Origin of the sequence: Terrimonas pollutisoli (assembly GCF_029360765.1) — a bacterium.
GTDB classification, from domain to species: domain Bacteria; phylum Bacteroidota; class Bacteroidia; order Chitinophagales; family Chitinophagaceae; genus Terrimonas_B; species Terrimonas_B pollutisoli.
In genome coordinates this window covers 25,932-44,977 of record NZ_JARKNA010000017.1, presented here as the reverse complement: position 1 = coordinate 44,977, position 19,046 = coordinate 25,932, and the positions used below count along the sequence as shown (strand labels likewise).

The 19,046-nt window shown below is 41.8% G+C and carries 8 protein-coding genes; 2 read left to right on the top strand and 6 right to left on the bottom strand.

The genetic code is table 11. From position 1 onward, the window contains the following. The gene (locus P2W73_RS20835; RefSeq protein WP_276504037.1) at positions 1–3,126 is read right to left on the bottom strand and encodes a SusC/RagA family TonB-linked outer membrane protein; all 3,126 of its coding nucleotides are present in this window, start codon (positions 3,124–3,126) and stop codon (positions 1–3) included. A gap of 351 nt (positions 3,127–3,477) precedes the next feature. On the opposite strand from P2W73_RS20835, the gene P2W73_RS20830 reads away from it, so the two are divergent. Both P2W73_RS20830 and P2W73_RS20825 read left to right on the top strand, forming a co-directional pair. After that, entirely contained in the window at positions 3,478–7,059 is a 3,582-nt protein-coding gene (locus P2W73_RS20830) for a CRTAC1 family protein (RefSeq protein ID WP_276504036.1), read from the top strand. A gap of 63 nt (positions 7,060–7,122) precedes the next feature. Further along, positions 7,123–8,448: a vanadium-dependent haloperoxidase gene (locus P2W73_RS20825; RefSeq protein WP_276504035.1), complete on the top strand. Its 1,326-nt coding sequence runs from the start codon at positions 7,123–7,125 to the stop codon at positions 8,446–8,448. 51 nt (positions 8,449–8,499) lie between these two features. On the opposite strand, the gene P2W73_RS20820 is transcribed toward P2W73_RS20825, so the two are convergent. The 5 genes from P2W73_RS20820 to P2W73_RS20800 all read right to left on the bottom strand — a co-directional run bounded on the left by P2W73_RS20820 (position 8,500) and on the right by P2W73_RS20800 (position 19,005). Then, positions 8,500–11,670: a GH92 family glycosyl hydrolase gene (locus P2W73_RS20820; RefSeq protein ID WP_276504034.1), complete on the bottom strand. Its 3,171-nt coding sequence runs from the start codon at positions 11,668–11,670 to the stop codon at positions 8,500–8,502. Positions 11,671–11,761: 91 nt separating this feature from the next. Continuing rightward, complete coding sequence (locus P2W73_RS20815) at positions 11,762–13,057, bottom strand: glucosidase family protein (protein ID WP_276504033.1); 1,296 nt, start codon at positions 13,055–13,057, stop codon at positions 11,762–11,764. A 59-nt stretch (positions 13,058–13,116) separates the two neighbouring features. Continuing rightward, positions 13,117–15,897: a GH92 family glycosyl hydrolase gene (locus P2W73_RS20810; protein ID WP_276504032.1), complete on the bottom strand. Its 2,781-nt coding sequence runs from the start codon at positions 15,895–15,897 to the stop codon at positions 13,117–13,119. Positions 15,898–15,935: 38 nt separating this feature from the next. Further along, complete coding sequence (locus P2W73_RS20805) at positions 15,936–18,614, bottom strand: glycoside hydrolase family 38 N-terminal domain-containing protein (RefSeq protein WP_276504031.1); 2,679 nt, start codon at positions 18,612–18,614, stop codon at positions 15,936–15,938. Between the two features lie 124 nt (positions 18,615–18,738). Next, entirely contained in the window at positions 18,739–19,005 is a 267-nt protein-coding gene (locus P2W73_RS20800; RefSeq protein WP_276504030.1) for a glycoside hydrolase domain-containing protein, read from the bottom strand. Positions 19,006–19,046 lie beyond the last annotated feature (41 nt).

The window sequence follows — 19,046 nt, the reverse complement described above, 5'->3', positions numbered from 1 at the left end:
TTAGAAAGTAAGATTAGCACCGAAACTGAATGTTCGCATGTTTGGATAAGCACCACCATTACCGAGCAGGAATTCAGGATCACCAGCTCCGTACTTTTTAAGATTGTTAAAAAGCATAAACACGTTATCTCCGGATAAATAAACCCTCAGGGCAGATATTTTAGCCTTTGACAATATGTTTTTTGGAAGCGTATATCCCAGCTCAACCGACTTCAAGCGGGCCCATGATACATTGTGGTAATAAAAGTCAGCATCAGATGCGGCTATCCCGGTTGGTGCAATCATCGGGAGAATAGCATTGGTGTTCTTTAATGAATAGGAGTTTAACGCAACATACTCAAGACCGTTTCCACCCGCACCTGAATTAAAGCCGGTGCTTAACCGCCATTTAGCGCCTGTCTGTCCCTGCACGAGCATAGTCAGGTCAAAGTCCTCATAATCCAATCCGATGGTGAGGCCAAACTGCGTTTTTGGAAAACCGGTGGCATCATACCGGTACCTGTCATTCGCATTAATTTTTCCATCATTGTTCAGGTCGGCAAATACCAATCCGCCAGTGCGTGCCCCCGCATAGCTGGTATATTTGGTCAGGTCCTCTGTTGTTCTGTAAATACCGATAGCCTTGTACACCAATATGGAGTTAAGCGGATTGCCTTCCAGTTTCTGATACGGTTCAGACTGAGGTGTTTCATCAAAATAGATGATTTTATTTTTGGCGTATGAAATGTTTCCGCTTGTCCTCAGCCCCAGGCGGCCAATATTTTGCCTGTAACCGGCCTGGATTTCAAATCCTTTGCTATTCATTTTACCAATGTTCTCATCAGGCAGTACCAAGCCGGTATATCCTGGAATGGAGGCTTGTCTTTTACCAAGAATTTGGGAAGTTTTTGTATTGAAAACATCAAACTCGAAGGTTAGCCTGTTGTTTAAAAAACCTGCTTCCAGGCCCAGGTCTGTTTTTTCACTTACCTCCCAGGTAATATTGGGGTTGGGTGTTGAAGTAGGCGCAATACCCTGGGCATCCGCACCATTAACAACCCAGCCGGCAGCATAGCCATAAGCACCGATATACTGGAAAGGATTTACCCTGTCATTACCCAACTGACCCCAGGATGCCCTTAACTTTAAATTGCTGAATATATTTTGGGGTATAAAAGATTCTTTGCTCAGCACCCATCCGGCAGATACCTGGGGAAAGAAACCAAAGCGGGTCTCCTTTGGAAAAATAGGTGAGCCATCGTACCTGGCGCTGAAGGCAAACAGGTATTTACCAGCGTAATCATAATTCACCCGGCCAAAATAATTCCGCCGGGCCGACTCGGAGGCTCCACCATTGTTGTTCCAATTCGAACGGTTGGAGCTGCCGGCTGAAAGCTGGTCAATCAACGGCGAAGCATAACCAAGACGGCTGGTCCAGAAAAAGTTGTCTTTATAATCCATTTGTTCATAAGCAATGAAGGCGGCTATCTTATGATCGTTTATGGTGGTGTTATAGGAAAGCTTTAAATTTTCAGTAAATCTCAGGCTTTGTCCAAAATCCTCCCTAAGCCCGATGTCTTCTATTGTTCTTGATTGCCTTTTTATTATTTCTCCCGGGTTAGTCCCTCTTTCATAATAAAACCATGTGTAGTTAAAAGTTTTATTATAGTTCATGGTTTTGACAATAGAGGCAAAACCATCCAAAGACAGCCCTTTTACAAACGGCATATTGTATTTGAACCTGATCGTTCCAATGCCTACATCGGTTTTGCGTCGGTCGTAGCCAGGGCTGAGAATCCTTGCGGCAGGATTGTGGTGAGACCACCCTTCGCCGGGATAGCGGTAATCACCACCAATATAGGCTTCCTGTAATGGACTGGTAACGGCGAAGTAAGCTATGTTTCCGGTACCTCCCTGGGGATTTTGGGTATTTTTCTCTCTGTAGGAAATATCTAATCCTACTTCAAAATCTTTGGTGACTGAAACATCAACATTGCTTCTTACATTATACTGCTTCAGCTTTGTTTTATCATCGCCACGTAGAATGCCTCCCTGCGATGCGATTCCGAGTGAAACAAAGTATCTGACTCTGTCCGTTCCTCCTCTCATGGTAAGCGATTGTCTGGATTGCCTGGCAGGAGGACCAATCAGTGCATCAAACCAGTTTTCCGGTCTCCTGGTACCATTTTTAAAAGATTCGATCAGCGCATCAGGGAAGTCAGGCGCTGTACCTTCCAGGGCCCTTCTATCGTTGAGTACATTCATATACTCAAACGCATCAGCCGATTTTACTTTCATTGTGGGAGTTTGATAAGAATGCGTGGTCGTAAAATCAAATGAGGGTTTCCCGGTTTTACCCCGCTTGGTGGTCACCAGGATAACGCCCCCTGCTGACTGTGCCCCATATACAGCAGCAGATGCATCTTTCAGTACAGAGATGGACTCAATATCATTGGGGTCCAGCCTGTTTAACCCGTCGGGATCGGCATTGGCCACCCCATCGATAACTATTAATGCCGAACTGTTCCGGTAAGTGTTGGCACCCCTTACCAAGATCTGGGCATCATCAAAACCCGGTATCGCACTTCTTTGGTTAACAAATAATCCGGCCAGTCTTCCGGATAAAGAGTTTGACAGGGAAGCTGCAGTGGATTTTTTAACTTCCGCTCCCGATACCTGTACCACGGCATTGGTCAGCTCCTTTTTTTTCTGGGTGCCGTAACCCACTACTACTACATCATCAAGATTCTTTGAAAGCAGCTCCAACTTTATATTAGTGGAAACCAGCGAACCGGCTTTTGTTTCCAACACCAGGAAACTGACATGAGAAAATACAAGGGTGCTGTTCGCATCTTTTACACTGATGGAATAGTTTCCATCCTTATCAGAAACCACCACGTTGTTAGTGCCTTTCTCCGTAATGGTAACCCCGGCTATCGGCGCACTATTCTCGTCTGTTATCTGCCCCTTGACAACCCGGTCAGCCAAGCCGCTGTTTTTTTGTTTGTTGGAAATACTATGTACCGCACCGGAAGGGGGCTTTTTATCATTTGCCCACAAGGCCGTACACAAAAAACTTTGCACCATAATCAGGCAAAGTGTGCATTTGGTTTTATACCAAACACCAAGCAATCGTTTTGATTTCATAACCGTGGTTTATTGTTTTTTAAATTATCAAACCTTTCAACAGGTTAAGGTAAAGGCAACTATATATTGTGTTATCAGGCAATTGATACTGCATACTTTTTCCCGGAAAGGGATTTCAAAATATTGATAACCCTAAGGCATCAATGGCTTATCCATCCGAAAGTCACAGCCGACCGCGTTTTTTTTGGTTGCTATTTTCTATATTTGTATATATGTATATACATACCAAATGTAGCTGAAAACTAATTCCCGCCAAATTTTTTTTAAAAAATAAATTATTCGGGAAGAGAAATGAATTAAAAACATTACAAAATCAATACTGCTTTTAACATGCGCATAAACGATTCTCATATGAAATTCTCCCGGTTCATTACAAGCCTGGTGCTTACCTGGCTGCTCATTGCCTCGTGCAAACAAAACCATCAGCTATTTCAAACCGTATCTTCCAATCATTCCGGAATCACCTTCAATAATAAAATCGTTGAAAGTGATTCACTCAATCCCATTGATGTAACCAATATTTATAATGGTGGCGGTGTAGGAATAGGCGATTTTAACAACGACGGTTTGCAGGATGTTTACTTCACCGGTAATATGGTGTCCTCCAAATTGTATTTAAACAAGGGGAGATTACAGTTTGAAGATATAACCAATACTGCCGGAGTAAACGGAAGCGGAAGGTGGTGCAAAGGTGTTGCCGTGATTGATATCAATACTGATGGATTGATGGATATGTATGTATGCGCTTCGATGGATAAAGACCCCTTAAAGAGAAAAAACCTTTTATACATCAATAAAGGATTGAACAAGGAGAAACTCCCCGTGTTTAAAGAGGAAGCTGCTACTTATGGGCTTGACGACAGCACGCATTCTACTATGGCCAATTTTTTTGATTATGACAACGATGGCGACCTGGATGTTTATATTGTGGTAAACGAGATTCTTCCCGGTGTGAACCCCTCTGTTTTTAAGCAGAAAATTACAGATGGCAGTTTCCCCAGTACGGGACGGCTTTACCGCAACGATATGGATAGTTCGTTGAAACATCCTGTATTTACCAATGTAACCAACGAAGCAGGAGTTACCATTGAAGGTTATGGGCACGGAGCAACTATTGCCGATATTAATAAAGATGGATGGAAAGATATTTTTGTAACCAATGATTTTATTGCCAACGACCTGTTATACATCAATAATCACAACGGAACATTTACAGACAAAGCCAGCTCCTATTTTAAACATACATCTGCTAATGGAATGGGACAGGATGTAATAGATATCAATAACGATGGCCTGTCTGATATTGTTGAACTGGATATGAATCCGGAAGATAATTACAGGAAGAAAATGATGCTGGGTGCAAGCAGTTACCAAACATTTCAGCTCAATGATTTTTTCAACTACCAATACCAATATGTCAGAAACACCCTGCAGGTTAATGAAGGGCCTAGACTCAACTCCAACGATTCGATTGGTGATCCTGTTTTCAGCGATATCGGCTATTTTTCAGGAATAGCAGAAACAGACTGGAGCTGGTGCCCTTTAGTGGCCGATTTTGATAACGATGGATTGCGTGATATGGTTGTTACAAATGGGTTTCCAAAAGATGTAACGGACCGCGACTTTATTGCTTACCGCCAGGAAGCTGCTCCTATCACACCACAAGCAAATACACTGGCACAAATACCTGAAGTCAAACTCCACAACTACGCATTTCGCAATAATGGTAATTGCAGGTTCTCTGATGTTTCGCATGAATGGGGTTTAAGCACTCCCACATTTTCAAACGGGGCGGCTTATGCAGACCTGGATAATGATGGCGACCTCGACATGATCATAAATAATATCAATGATGAAGCTTCTGTCTATGAAAACAGCATGATGAATGCAAAGCCTAATAACAAACATTATTTGTCCGTGCAATTATCTGGCGATCCGCTCAACAGAAATGGCATTGGTGCATGGATAGAAATTTATTATGGAAATCAGCAACAGGTATATGAGCAAACTCCCTATCGTGGATACCTGTCCAGCGTACAACAAAATCCACACTTCGGGCTTGGTGAAATTTCAACCATTGATTCCCTGGTTATAAAATGGCCGGATGGAACTAAACAATCCGTAAAGAATATAACACCTGATCAAACAATAAAAATTAATAAAACGGATGCAAAAGATCGTTTTGATTGGTCCCTTCCGGTATTAGCGCAACACAACTTGTTCAGAGAAGTTAGTAACTCACTGGATGTTCATTACAAACATTCCCAAACAGATTATATTGATTTCAATATTCAAAAAATATTACCCCACAAGTTTTCGGAATACGGGCCTTCACTCGCAGCAGGAGATTTGAATGGCGACGGATTGGATGATATCATCGTTGGCGGCAATTCTTCGTCAGGTGCTGCTGTTTTACTGCAACAGGACAATGGTTCGTTTCGGCAAAAAACGATTGTGCGGCCCGTTGAAAATATCCATGTACAGTTCCAGGATATGGGAACAGTCTTGTTTGATGCTGACGGAGATGGAGACCTTGATCTTTACTTAGCGCATGGTGGTTATGAAAGTAAATCCAACACCATCGCTTACCAGGATCAATTTTTTATCAATGACGGTAAAGGAAATTTTAAAACCGATTCATTGGTGCTACCTCAGAATTATACCAGCAAATCATGCGCAAGAGCTATGGATTATGATAGGGATGGCGACCTTGATTTGTTTATTGCCGGACGGGTAAATCCCTGGCATTATCCTAAACCCGTCTCAAGTTTTATTTACCGCAATGATTCGAAGAACGGGCAAATAAAATTTGTGGATGTCACGGGTCAGGTAGCCAAAGAATTCAATAATATAGGCCTGGTATGTGATGCTCTCTGTACAGATTTTGACAATGACGGATGGCCCGACATTGTGCTGGCGGGAGAATGGATGCCACTAACGTTTTTAAAAAATGAAAAAGGCATATTCAAAAACGTAACAAACAAAACGGGACTGGCCGATCAAACTGGCTGGTGGAACAGCTTAACCGCTGGTGATTTTGATAACGATGGCGATATTGATTTCATAACAGGCAATCTTGGACACAATTCATTTTATAAAGCAACCGAACAATATCCGGCGGCTGTGTATGCAAAAGATTTCGATAACAACGGAAGCTACGATGCTATTCCTGCTTTATACCTTCAGGCAAGCCAAAGCGACACCACCAAAAAAGAATTTCCCGCCCCGGGACGAGACGATATGATAAAACAAATCATCGGGACACGATCAAAATTCCAAAACTATAAATCGTATGCCACCGCTACAATGGATCAATTGTTTACGCCGGAGCAATGGAATGGTGTACTCAAATTAAAAGCAAATACTTTCAGTTCCTCTTATTGCAGAAATGACGGGAACGGAAAATTCACCCTGGTACCGTTACCCTTTAAAGCTCAGCTGTCGGCACTGAATGGAATGGTAGCCGATGATTTTGACGGAGATGGTAACCTTGACGTAGTGATAACTACTAATGACTATGGCACCGACGTATCAGTAGGTCGTTACGATGCCTTAAATGGATTGATGCTGAAAGGAGATGGTAAAGGAAATTTTGTTCCTCAATCCATTCTTGAAAGCGGCATCTTTATTCCGGGCAATGGAAAGGCATTGATAAAATTGAAAAGTAAAAATGATAAATACCTGCTGGCTGCCACCCAAAACCGGGGGCCATTAACAATATTTGAATTGAAAAAAGAAGCCAGGCATGTACCCTTGCAACCAACTGACATAACTGCAGACATTGCATTTGCTGATGGTAAAAAACAAAGACAGGAGTTTTACTATGGTTCTTCCTTTCTCTCGCAATCAGCAAGATTCTTGCGTATTGGCAGTAATGTGAAATCGGTAGCAATTACCGACAGTAAGAGAAAAACCAGGACATTATCTTTTTAACCGATAAATGGAGAAGGAAAAATTTATACTACCAAACTCCATCCTGCTAAAACAAAAAAACAGATGAGAAAGAAAATTGCGGGCCTCTATTTGTTGACCGGCTTTATTATTTTATTCATTAGCTGTAGTCAGAAAAAAACAAGTACGAATATACCGGATGCAGAGATCTTACATCAAAACCAGGACCTGTTAACCGAGGTGATTATTTATGATGTATTTACACCGCCTGTGGCGGCCCGGCTTTATGTGTATACTTCGTTAGCTTCTTATGAAGCCATCCGGTTTAGTAAAGAAGGGACTGCTTCCATTGCGGAGCAATTGCATGGTTTTGCAAAAATGCCTGAGCCTGAAAAAGGAAAGTCTTATGATTACACATTGGCTGCTTCCAAGGCCTTTTTTACAGTAACCCGCAACATCAAAGTCTTTTCTGTTGATTCCCTGAAAACGCATGAAGATTTTGTGTACAATACGTTTAAAGAAAATTTAGATGATGCTACTTATCAGCGATCCATTGCATTTGGCGATACTATCGCCAAAGTAATACTGGCAAGAGCAAAGAATGACGGTTACCTGGCATCAAGGGGGAAACCAAAACACTTAGGGAGTAAAGATCCCGGGAAATGGAGGCCTACCCCACCCGATTATTTAGACGGCGTAGAGTGGTGCTGGAATACAATGAAAACAATGGTATTGGATTCTGCTTCACAATTTATGCCGCCAAGGCCTCCTTTGTTTAGTACAGATACTAATAGTTTTTTTTATAAAAATGCAAAAGAAGTATATACGATCAATAAAAACTTAACGGGAGAGCAAAAGGCTATTGCACGCTACTGGGACGACAATCCTTTTGTGATTGAACATTCGGGACACCTGATGTTTGCCACAAAAAAAATTACACCGGGCGGGCATTGGATGGGCATTGCAGCCATTGCGGCCAAACAAACAAATGCCGATCCGGTTCAAATTGCGAAAGGTTATGCAATGACAGCAATTGCTTTGTATGATGCATTTATTGCATGCTGGGATGAAAAATACAGGAGCAATGTAGTGCGTCCTGTAACGTATATCAATGAACACATAGATAACAGCTTTGTTCCCTTTTTGCAAACACCACCGTTTCCCGAATATACCAGCGGGCATAGTGCTATTACTGCGTCGGCCTCTACAGTGTTAGCACATATATATGGGAATAATTTTTCCTTCCAGGATACAAGTGACCTTAGGTATATTGGCATGCAACGGCATTTTAATTCTTTCCAGGAAGCAGCAACTGAAGCATCCATCAGCCGTGTATATGGTGGTATTCATTACCGCACCGGCGTTGAAGCCGGAGCTGCGCAAGGAAAAAAAGTTGGAGAACTTATTATTGAAAGGATCCTGAAAAAATAAACGGAAGCAACATTTATATTTTTTATCAGGCGACAATCAAATAAGAAGATGTTAATTCACTCCCCAATCATTATTTGGTTCGGGCCCCATTTCCAATTCTAATTCACCGCCCTTAAGCAATTCACTGGCTGGAAAAAAGAAAGAATTTAAAGGCTTACCATTCAGTGTAGCTTTTTGCACATATTTATTACGCCTGCTGGAGTTGTGCGCTATGATAACAAACTTCTCTCCTCTTCCATATTGTTTTCCCAAATCTATTTCGATCCTTTCGTACAGCGGACTTCCTATTTCATAGATGGGAGTTGACCTGGCTCCTCCATCTGTTTGAAACAGCCCTATTGCCGCCATTACAAACCAGGCACTCATCTGCCCCTGGTCTTCATCGCCAAGATAGGCGTTAGTAATTCCATTTCCATAATAACGTTCAAGAACAGAACGACTCCATTTTTGCGTCAACCAGGGTTTACCTGCCCAGTTAAAGAGAAAAGCAAAATGCATGGATTGCTGATTGCCCTGTACCACCGGATAGTCCCAATATTGATCATTCATTCCATTGTATCTCCATGGCTCACTTTGCGTGAACCCCCAATCCAATCTTTTTACAAATTCATCTTTACCAATTATGCTGATTAATGCCGGCACATCCTGTGGAACAAAGAATGTAAGTTGCCATGCATTTCCTTCAACATAATGTTCATTGGCGCCACTGCGGAAAGCATTGAAATCTTTGGTCCACTCTCCGTTGCTTAATCTCATATGGCAATATCCATTTGTATCAATAGCATTTTTCCACCAATAACCTCTATCGTTGTAGGTTCGATACAGCGATGAATCTCCCATAGATTTTGCTAACTGTCCCACGCACCAGTCGTCATAGGAATACTCCATCGTATTGGAGAAACGGCCTGAATCTGACGGAACATAATGATATTTCAGGTAGGCTTTAAGATCCCTGTTGCCCGCAAAGCCGGTAAATACTTTTTGTGCCGGCGTAGTTTGCATTTTAACAGCCGCGTTCAAAACTTTTTTCGGATCGAAATCTCGTATACCCATTTGATAAGCGCTAACCATCATGGGAATTTCATGCTCAGCCACCATAACAGGGATATAGTTCATCCCTGCCGGTCCTTTGGCTAACCATCCGTATGCATCATACATTGCCAATTGAGATTTTACCCATTTACTGCTCCATTCCGGTGTGACAAGATTCCAGAACTGGTTTAAATTCCAAAACGTATTCCAAAAAGCATCACATCCCAAAGCAACCTCATCTTTACTTTTGAGTCTTTGGATTGCGCCATCCGTTCCTTTCCATTCGCCGTTTACATCACTCCAGCTATTTCTACTGCAAATTGACCGGTACATCGCGTTGTAAAAACGAATTTTCTCAAGCCTGTTTGTCGTGGTGATTTTAACCCGGTTGAAGATATCGTTCCAAACATTTTTTTGATTATTTCTAACAGCATCAAAGTTCCAATTGAAAGGACGGGCTATTTCAGTTTCTAAATTTTCACTCGCATTGGCAATGCTTACTAAAGAAATTCCAGAACGTACCTGGACAACAGGATTTGCTTTCGTATCAAATTCTAAAAAAATTCCGGCATCTTTAACGTCTTTTACGTCAATTATCTCTTCATATTTAATTTCACCATTTATCCACCGCCCCATTTTTTTTATGGGTTGATCAAACTCGATGACAAAGTTGACGGTATAATCTTGTTCGGCATCATTGCTCCAAACCTGTGGAGAGAGTTGATGAGAGTAACCTTCTATCCTGTTGTCACCGGTTTTCCGGATAAAAACTTTTTTTAACTGGTAATCATACTCTGCTGGGATATGCAGGTCAACAAGGATCCGGGAACCATCGCTGTTTCCAGGGAAAGTAAACTTTTGAAAACCGCAACGGGTGGTCGACGTAATTTCAGCTTTGATATTGTAATCTTTAAGGAGAACCTTATAATAACCAATAGGCGCTTCTTCCGACTTTTTATCTATTGCTGACCGATAGCCCGGAACGCAATTCAATTCATCACCCATATTTATTTTCAACTTCCCATTTGTTGGAAAAATTCCTAACCCGCCCAGTGTCCATTCATGAATATGACTAAACGTTCCTATGCTTTCATAAGCTGGTTCATACCCCGCCTGCCAACCTGCATTTTGATTGTCCGGGCTCATCTTAACCATACTAAACGGCATCCATGGGCCGGGTGCAATCATCCATCGTGAATGTCCAGTACCCATCCGGGTATCAACATAATCAGCCGGCGTTTGCGGATTTTGCTTCGAACGGTTAACTATACCTTCTTCAACAACTTTACGGCCCACAAAAACTTTATACTTGCTTTGAGTTGGTGCAGAAACCGCAGGCATGGGAACTTCAAATATGTAATTCCCTTCTTCGACAGTTTGATTGAATACATTCTCACCATCCACTTCAACCCTCACTGCTGATTCTCCGGACAAATGCTCTACGTTCACTAACAGCGGCTGAATTTCTTTACCATCTTTGTCTAAGGTATAATTTGCAGGTTCAACATTGCAAACAAATAATTTCGCCGGTTTTTCTATTTTACATTTAGTACCAATCATCTGAACCTGGTCAAACATTATCCAGGAGCCTTGCAATACTGTTATGGTCACCTTGTTACCGCCTTTTTTAATCACGTAAGGACTAATGGGAATTTCAAGTGTTTTCGAAGTTGCAGCTGATAAGTTTCCGGTAATGGATGCCGTATCAATATAGGGTTCAGCCAGTCCTGGCGAGGGTTGTCTCTTTACATCATAACCAGGTGCTGTTAATTGAATCATTTCCTCCTGGTTATTAATGACTACTTTAATCAAAGGCAAGAATTTCTTTGCATAATCGGTGAGTTTAATAACTAATTTATACTCTCCGTTTGCCGGTACATTTTTAATTCCAAATAAAATATTAATTTGATTTGTCCTCCATCCTGAAGTGGGCCAGGTACCTCCCCATGTATCAACCGGTCCCGGAAGCACATAAGGAAAATTGTCTTTTTCTTTTGAATACCTGATTAAATAAAACTTGTCTTCATAACCAAAATCATGTTCCACAAAATCCTTGAATTTATCCGGCGCCAAAGCAAATTCGTTGGATGATTTATCAGCTTTTCCTATATTCCAAACTGTCTTTTGTGCAACACTCTTTATGAAAAACCCACACAAGAACAAAACCACGAAACACATAATTCTTTTCATAAATTAGAATTTATCAGTTCAAATAATTAGATTGTTTCTTTGATTTTGTACAGTAGACTTTTATTGTGCCGGGTAAACTAAATGTACTTTGCTACTTCAAATTCTCCATCATCCTAATAGCCGTATATAAAACACCAGCTTCACCTCTGAATGTACCCGAACCACGCGGTTTGTTATCAACCGAGTACCATTCATAAAAACCATTATTGTCCTGTACACGTTTTACCATGGGTTGTATTTGTTCGTAAGCGTCTTCTGTAAAACCGTATTTCACTAATTGCTGTATCATTCTCGCTCCAAACCATGTCCAGTCGCCGCCATTCTGGTAACTGTAAACGGGATTCATAATTTTATTAGCAAAATAACCTTCGGGGTAAGGAGGATAAAGAGTAAGCCCGATGGAAGCTGCACCAGCCTGTTGCACTCTTTTCTTCATCTCTTCCAGTGATGCTTTTATTTCCTGCTTGTTTAACAACCCGGCTTCAATAGCAACTGTTGTTCCGCCGAAATAATAGATTTTATTTTCATCAAAATCAGCAGGGAAAGGGGAACCTTTCAGATAGATATGCGGAATGAATTTTTGTTGTTGTTTATCCCACAGGTGCTTTCTGCAGTTCTTAGCGATATTGTCTTTCACTTTGTTCCATTTCTTCTTTGAGGAAGGATCTATTTCCATCAAATTGTTCAACGCAACAATCAACATGGCATTATCATAAATATCAATTGCAGGATGCGTATTGTTATCCAGGTCTACGCCCCAGCCATGCTCCGGTTGCACATCGCCCCAATCAGCAGTGGTAGCGCCAATGATCAATCCGTATTGCCCATTAAACCGGTGGTTCATCAAAAACTCCATTGCCCACACCAATCTTTCACTTACCGTTTTATCACCAACCTTTTCGTTTAAAATTGTTTTATCGCCTGTAAGTTGAATGTATTTGTAAACTGCTTGTACCAATGATGTTTCCTGGTCGGTTTCTACCGTATTTTTATGCCCGGCATAACGAGGCTCCAGTTTTGAATAAGAAAAATCGGTTTCGCCTTTTTTGATTTTTTCTGCCGGAGTAAACCCATCAATTATATTCCCGTCATCGCCCTGCATTCTAAAAAACACCAACAGGTTCTCTTTCAACACTTCTTTTGAATACACTTGCGCTGCCAACTTAATAAATGTATTGTAATCACGGATCCACACTTCCCGGTAACCATCACCCGCGTTAAAACCTGTTCTCATTACTTCCAACGCTTTGGCTTTTACAAACGCGAAATATTGATTGCTCTTTATTTTTTCAACAAGGATTGCGTCGCCTGTTTTCTTTACTTGTGCGATCGCAATAAAAGCAGGAAGCAGAAATAAGAACAGTAAGGAGCACTTCTTTATTTTCATATGCTTTGATTTTTGGCAATTAGCCTGTATCGGTTATTCAATAAGCATTTAAACCATTATTACTTACTCATTACAGGTGGTAATGTTTTGCCCCAGGATAAATTCGGTTGTTCACCTAACCATAATTCCAAAACACCTCCGTTCTGAAAATCGGCATGCGAAAAGAAAAATTGGTTGTGGTCCTTACCGTTTAATGTAGCTCTTTGTATATAACAATTTGCCCTGGAGTTGTTATGTGTTTTAATTACAAACTCTTTTCCGGGGTAGTAATCATTATTAAGCTTAATGACGACTTCATCAAAAACAGGGCTGGTAATATCATATACAGGATTGATGGAACAATTTCCGTTGAGGCTAAACAACCCGATAGATGTTAAAGCACTCACACCACCCATCTGTCCCTGGTCTTCATCGTGACCACCGTATCCTTTATCGGGTGTAACAGCACCATAAGCCTGCTCATTTACTCTCCGCACCCAGTATTGCGTTAAATCAGGACGCCCGGCATAATTAAACACATGCGCATTCGAACAGCCCGGTTGATTGGCATAGCTTACATAACCCGCTCCATAACCAAATACAAAATCCTGGTCTTTCGCTTTTTCAAAAGCAAAATTCAACATTTTGCAAAGCGTATCGGCACCTCCCATCATGTTGGCCAGCTGATGGATGCCATGCGAAACCGACCATGTTGCCTGCCAGGCATTGGCCTCTACCCAACCGTTACCATCCAAAGGATTTTTATGTACCCACGCTCCTTCTTTTGTTTTAGGAAAGATCAATTTTTGATCATTGTCAAAGAGTTTTGTCCAGCCTTGTGAGCGCCGGAAGAAATAATTATACTCTTTTTTCTTACCTAATTTTTGCGCCATTTGAGCCAATGCCCAATCCTGGAAAGCAATTTCAACCGTGATGCCTGCATTCGATGGGTAATAACCATTTTTGATATAAAATTCCATTTCTTCCTTTTCTCCCATCATCCCACCCGGTGCATGATTTTGTTTCATTACCTCATAGGCTGTTGCAACAGGTTTCTTTGTAAAAATTCCTTTTTGGTAAGCAGATGTGATGAGGTTGGTAGCCGGGCAGCCGGTCATGATATAAGAATATCCGCCACCACAGGGACCTCTTGGAAGCAATTTTCCATTTTCAGCATATTGAACCAACGATGCTGCGAAATCGTCGAGCACTTCGGGCCAGGCCAATCCCCACAGCACATTCAAATTCCATTGCGTTAACCAAAACGCATCCGAATTGTACATGTGAAATTTCACTTTACCGTTTCGATCTTTGGGCAATGTGCGGATTTTAAATTTTGTGTTCACGGTAAAACTTCCACGCCTTTCTCCTTCGGTGTTATCGGGATAATCGCCAGACACATCATCCAGTTTATGGCGGCCCAGCAATACATGCCACAAGTCGGTATAAAATTTTTTCTTTTGATCGTTGCTGCCACCTTTTACTGCAATACGACCCAGCATTTCGTTCCATTCTTTTTGCGATGTTGCACGCAGTTGATCGAAACTCCAGTGTTTGCATTCCGATTCCAGGTTGAGCCGTGCATTTTCAACACTGGTAAATGAAACAGCCACTTTCATCTGAACGGTTTCGCCGGCTTTTACATGGTATTGTGCCGATACACCGGTTGTGGGTGCATCGTAATAACTCATCCGGCCGGTGTGCCTTGCTGTTTTCTCCGGCGTTCCGGTTAAGGTTGTTACATCCGGCAATTCCTGTTTACCATCCCAGCCAATTAATTTTTCGAAGGGCTTTTCAAAATCAATGGCAAAATAAATACGCACATTCTCCGGGCCACCCCATAGCCGGCCCGTTGTATTCACCGAGCCCTCTATATGTGTGTTGCTTATTTTTTGCACTCTTGCATCATTCATCGTAGCCTCCCCTAAATAACCACCCAAATTAATCAGCACATTTGTAAACGCATCTTTGGCATAAGTAAAACGATAAAAACTTACCCGGTCGCCGGCTGTTTGTTCCACCCAGGTATCGTAATTATCAAGATACAGCCGATGGTAACCCGGTTGTACTATTTCTGCTTCGTGTGAAAATTTCGACTTCCATCCCTGCTCTCCATTATTGGGAACAACGGTACCTGTTGTTGGCATCAGCGTAATGCCTGAAAGCATCCAGCAATGCACTTGCGGAAAACCCAGCACTTCTGTTGAATTATAATTATACCCACCACCATATTGATTTTTGTTACGGGTTAATGGAGCAGCGCTGATCATCCCAAATGGCTGACTGCCGGTAGCAAAATAAAAATAACGGCCGCGTGCCGATTCAATGTAGGGATCAGCCCATTCAACAGGATCAGTAATTTGTGCAGGCGATGGATACACTTCTATTTCTGATAAACCAATAGCAGGTCCATCGGCATCGGTTGTTTCAAAACGAACCCAGGTAATGGTTTGTTCGGGGAAAGAAATTATTTTAGGAGCGCCGTTGTTAGGTATTTCAAAAACAGACAGCCTTGTACCATTGCTGAAGATCAGTGTGCCGCCGGCATTATGTGCAGCCCCGGTAGCACGGTCGTATAAAATAATTTTATTGATGGATTGTGGTTTTTCCCAATTTAATTGTATCCATGGATAATCGATATATCCCCAAAAAGTAACACCGCTTTTGGATATCCACTCGCCTTTACCATCGGTTCGTATAATGCCATCAATAACATTCGCAGCTTTTCCCTTTTCATTAATCTCAGATGAAGCTGTTATGCTTGCTTTATTGGCAATACTGCCCGGCCCTGCATAAACGAAGTAGCTGCAACACAGCAGCAGGAAAATGATAACGGTTTTCAGGAAATGTATTTTTTGCATGTTGTTGTAAAAAAATATTGTGGTCAATTTTATTCAGCTTAATAAACAAGCAGGAACGATGCAGGTGAATATTTGCCCAGGTAAAAATCAAAAGCTCCGTTCTTCACGATTATTTTTTTACCGGTTTTATTTCCACGCAAATCAATTGGCTGCACTGCTTTCAGTTTACTACCATTACCCAATTTCACTGTACAATGGCCAGAAACACCAGCTTGCTCCCACAAACGAAGGATGGTTCCATTGCCGCCAGGGTTTTCACCATATGCTGTTATTAATGCACCGCCCCTTGAAACAGATATTCCATTCTGCTTAACGGGCAATTTTCCAGGTGCACCGTCTGCCACACCAGTTAATAATGGCAAACGGGCCTCCCATGAGTGTTGAACCAGGTTTGAAACTGTTTGCGTGTGTTTATCAACAGGCCAGATACGCACTTTCTCGCTCCATGAACCATCCTGCCACAAAGCGAAATTGGTATTCCACATGTTATTGTAAAGATTCACAAATACAGATGGAGTAGTTGGTGTATAATCCATGGCATACTTCCATAAGCCGGGTTCTCCAAGGCTCACTAATGGTGCATCTTTTGATGCAAGTGCTGCACCCGATTGATCGGCCTGTGTAATAGATACGCCTGTCGTTACCGCCATGAGATGTCTGTTAGTGCCCGTTATAATATCTGTTGCAGGATTGATGGGACCTCCGAGTCTGCCAACAGTGAAAGTTGGTTTCTCTACTTTAAATGGGAAACAAAGCCACCCTCCTTCTGTTTGTTTATCGGGTGTTTTTGATTCTACTGTCCATTCTACATCAACATAAGCAGCATTGCGTGGAAACGTAAAGATCAACGTATAACCCTTTGCATAGCCGTTGGTCGCTAGTGCCGTCAGCGTAGCAATATCTGCAATAGCAGAATGCGTGACATTTATTTTCCAGGCATTGGGAGTAAAGGTTAAATAAGGCGCTTTTTCTGCATTGATCATACCGGGTTTACCAAGATCATTTAATCCCCATCCGTCTTTGATGCGGCTGTATGCATTAAACCATTTGTCAACTTCATTTGTACTGAACCGCTCATGCAAGAACTGGCCCATCACATACTTCGATGATTGATCAACCAATTCACGACCGGTTGAATTTTCAATTAAAGAGGCGATGCCTCCTTTTTCTAAATCAAAAACCACTTTGAAATAAGGAGTGCTGAAAACAGTTTGCTCATCGCTGGCAATAGCTCCTTCTTTTAATTCATCAAAAGAGAACGTACTGTAAGCAGAAGCTTCCACATCCTTTACATAAAAATATTTTCCTTTCTCCCAGGGGTTTTCAATCATTCCCGATCTTTTCCAGGGTAGCGGGTTATATACAACAACACGTTTCCCTTTCTTATTAACAGAAGCTGCAAGCAGGTCAAGATGTGTATTGAGTTCTTTACTTACAATATCATTGGTTGTAAGGATGTATTGTCGTTTATCATCATAAGAACGAAGCCATTTTCTTTTACTCCCGGTTGATGTAGTATGAGCATTGCTGTTTTTCAGCGCTGCATAGTTGCCGTTTTCCGGGATAGGTTCTGCCGCTGCCTCCTCCATCCATTTTTTCCATGCATCTCCGTAGCTGTAACGAGGGCCATATTCCGCATTCATTCCCCAGGTGTGCTCGCCATACAAAAGACTTTGTTCATAGGCTTTTGCCAGCTTTGTTGCAACAGATGCAACGGGTATACCCCAATATTTCATTTGTGTATTCAGCCCATCAAGTGTTGATTCCAGTGGACGGATATTTCTTGCAATTTTTGTTTCCTGCGGATTTGATTGCAGTCCCTGGATCCAGGTATCAGGACAATCGCCTTTAACCGTAGGCAGCTGAGGTTTCTCAGCTAAAACAGCTTTGGCAAAATCATCCAGTGTACCAAAATGAATTTTTACACCTGGCAATTCCTTTTCTGCATAAGCCAAAAGTTTGTCGATTTCCTGTGATGTGGGTGGGCCATGATTGTCGCCTGTCATTTGCATAGCCAGGTAATTCCTGCAAGGCCAGTTTGCGGTTGGCCGGATATCAGAACCATATAAGGCAGTGTAATTGCATAAGATCTTCGAACCATCTGCTCCTTCCCACCAGAACAATTCGGGGAAACGGGGGTACTGACTGGCCGGGTTACAACCCAATTGTAAAAATTGGATACCTGCATGTTTCAACAAGGTAGGCATGATCCAGGAATGACTGGGCACGTCTGTCATTTTTGCACTGATGGGTAAGGGAAGCCCGTATTTCCTTGCAACAGCAGAGGAATAACCCAATCCCCGCACCAGGTCTTCATATTCTAACGACTCGGTATGCGTTGTAAACGGAAGCCCGTGTACTACCAGCGTTCCTGCTTTTATTGCTTTTTCAATTCTGGCTTTTCGCTCAGGAGTTTGAAGCGGGCCGAGTATCTGCGCCTGTAAAGGCCATCCGGAAACGGTCCAGGCAAAACGTTTTTCCTTTGGAAGAGTAGCGCTGTTCTCAATCACCTTTAATGCATTATCCATCATTTCTTCACGGTACCGCTTAAATACATTTTCCGGCAGATCTGTAAATCCAAGATCGAAATGGGTTTTAAATACCACCCATATGTCTGTTACTTTTGAATTGGGCTGGTTGTTTTCTTTTCGTTCCTGCGCAATTGCTGCTGATGCTGATAATACAATAAGAAGCAATAAAATTTTCATTCCTGGCATTACAATCAAAATTTTAATCAAACAATCTATTTTGAGATAAAAGCTGATAAAGTTTGTCAATCCTCAATACAACCTATTCCAGCTATTGTAGTACCCGATCAGGGTTAACAACCTTTCAACCATTCTATTTATCGGTACTCATCGAAGGCGGAGGCGTATCAATACCGAAAGCAGTATTGGGTTGTGATCCCATATCAAATAGCAATACACCGCCTTCTGTAAGTTTTTTCCGGTCGATCCAACAGTTGTCTACTTTCTTTTTATTGAACGATACCGACTGTATATAGATATTCTGTTTTGCATTGCTCCTTGCTTCAATTACGGATATAATAACGCCTGCCGATCTTTTTGCCTCAAAAAAACCCGTATTTAAAAATTGACCAAAACTCATTTATCAAATGTATATACATATAAACATATAATTGATAAATC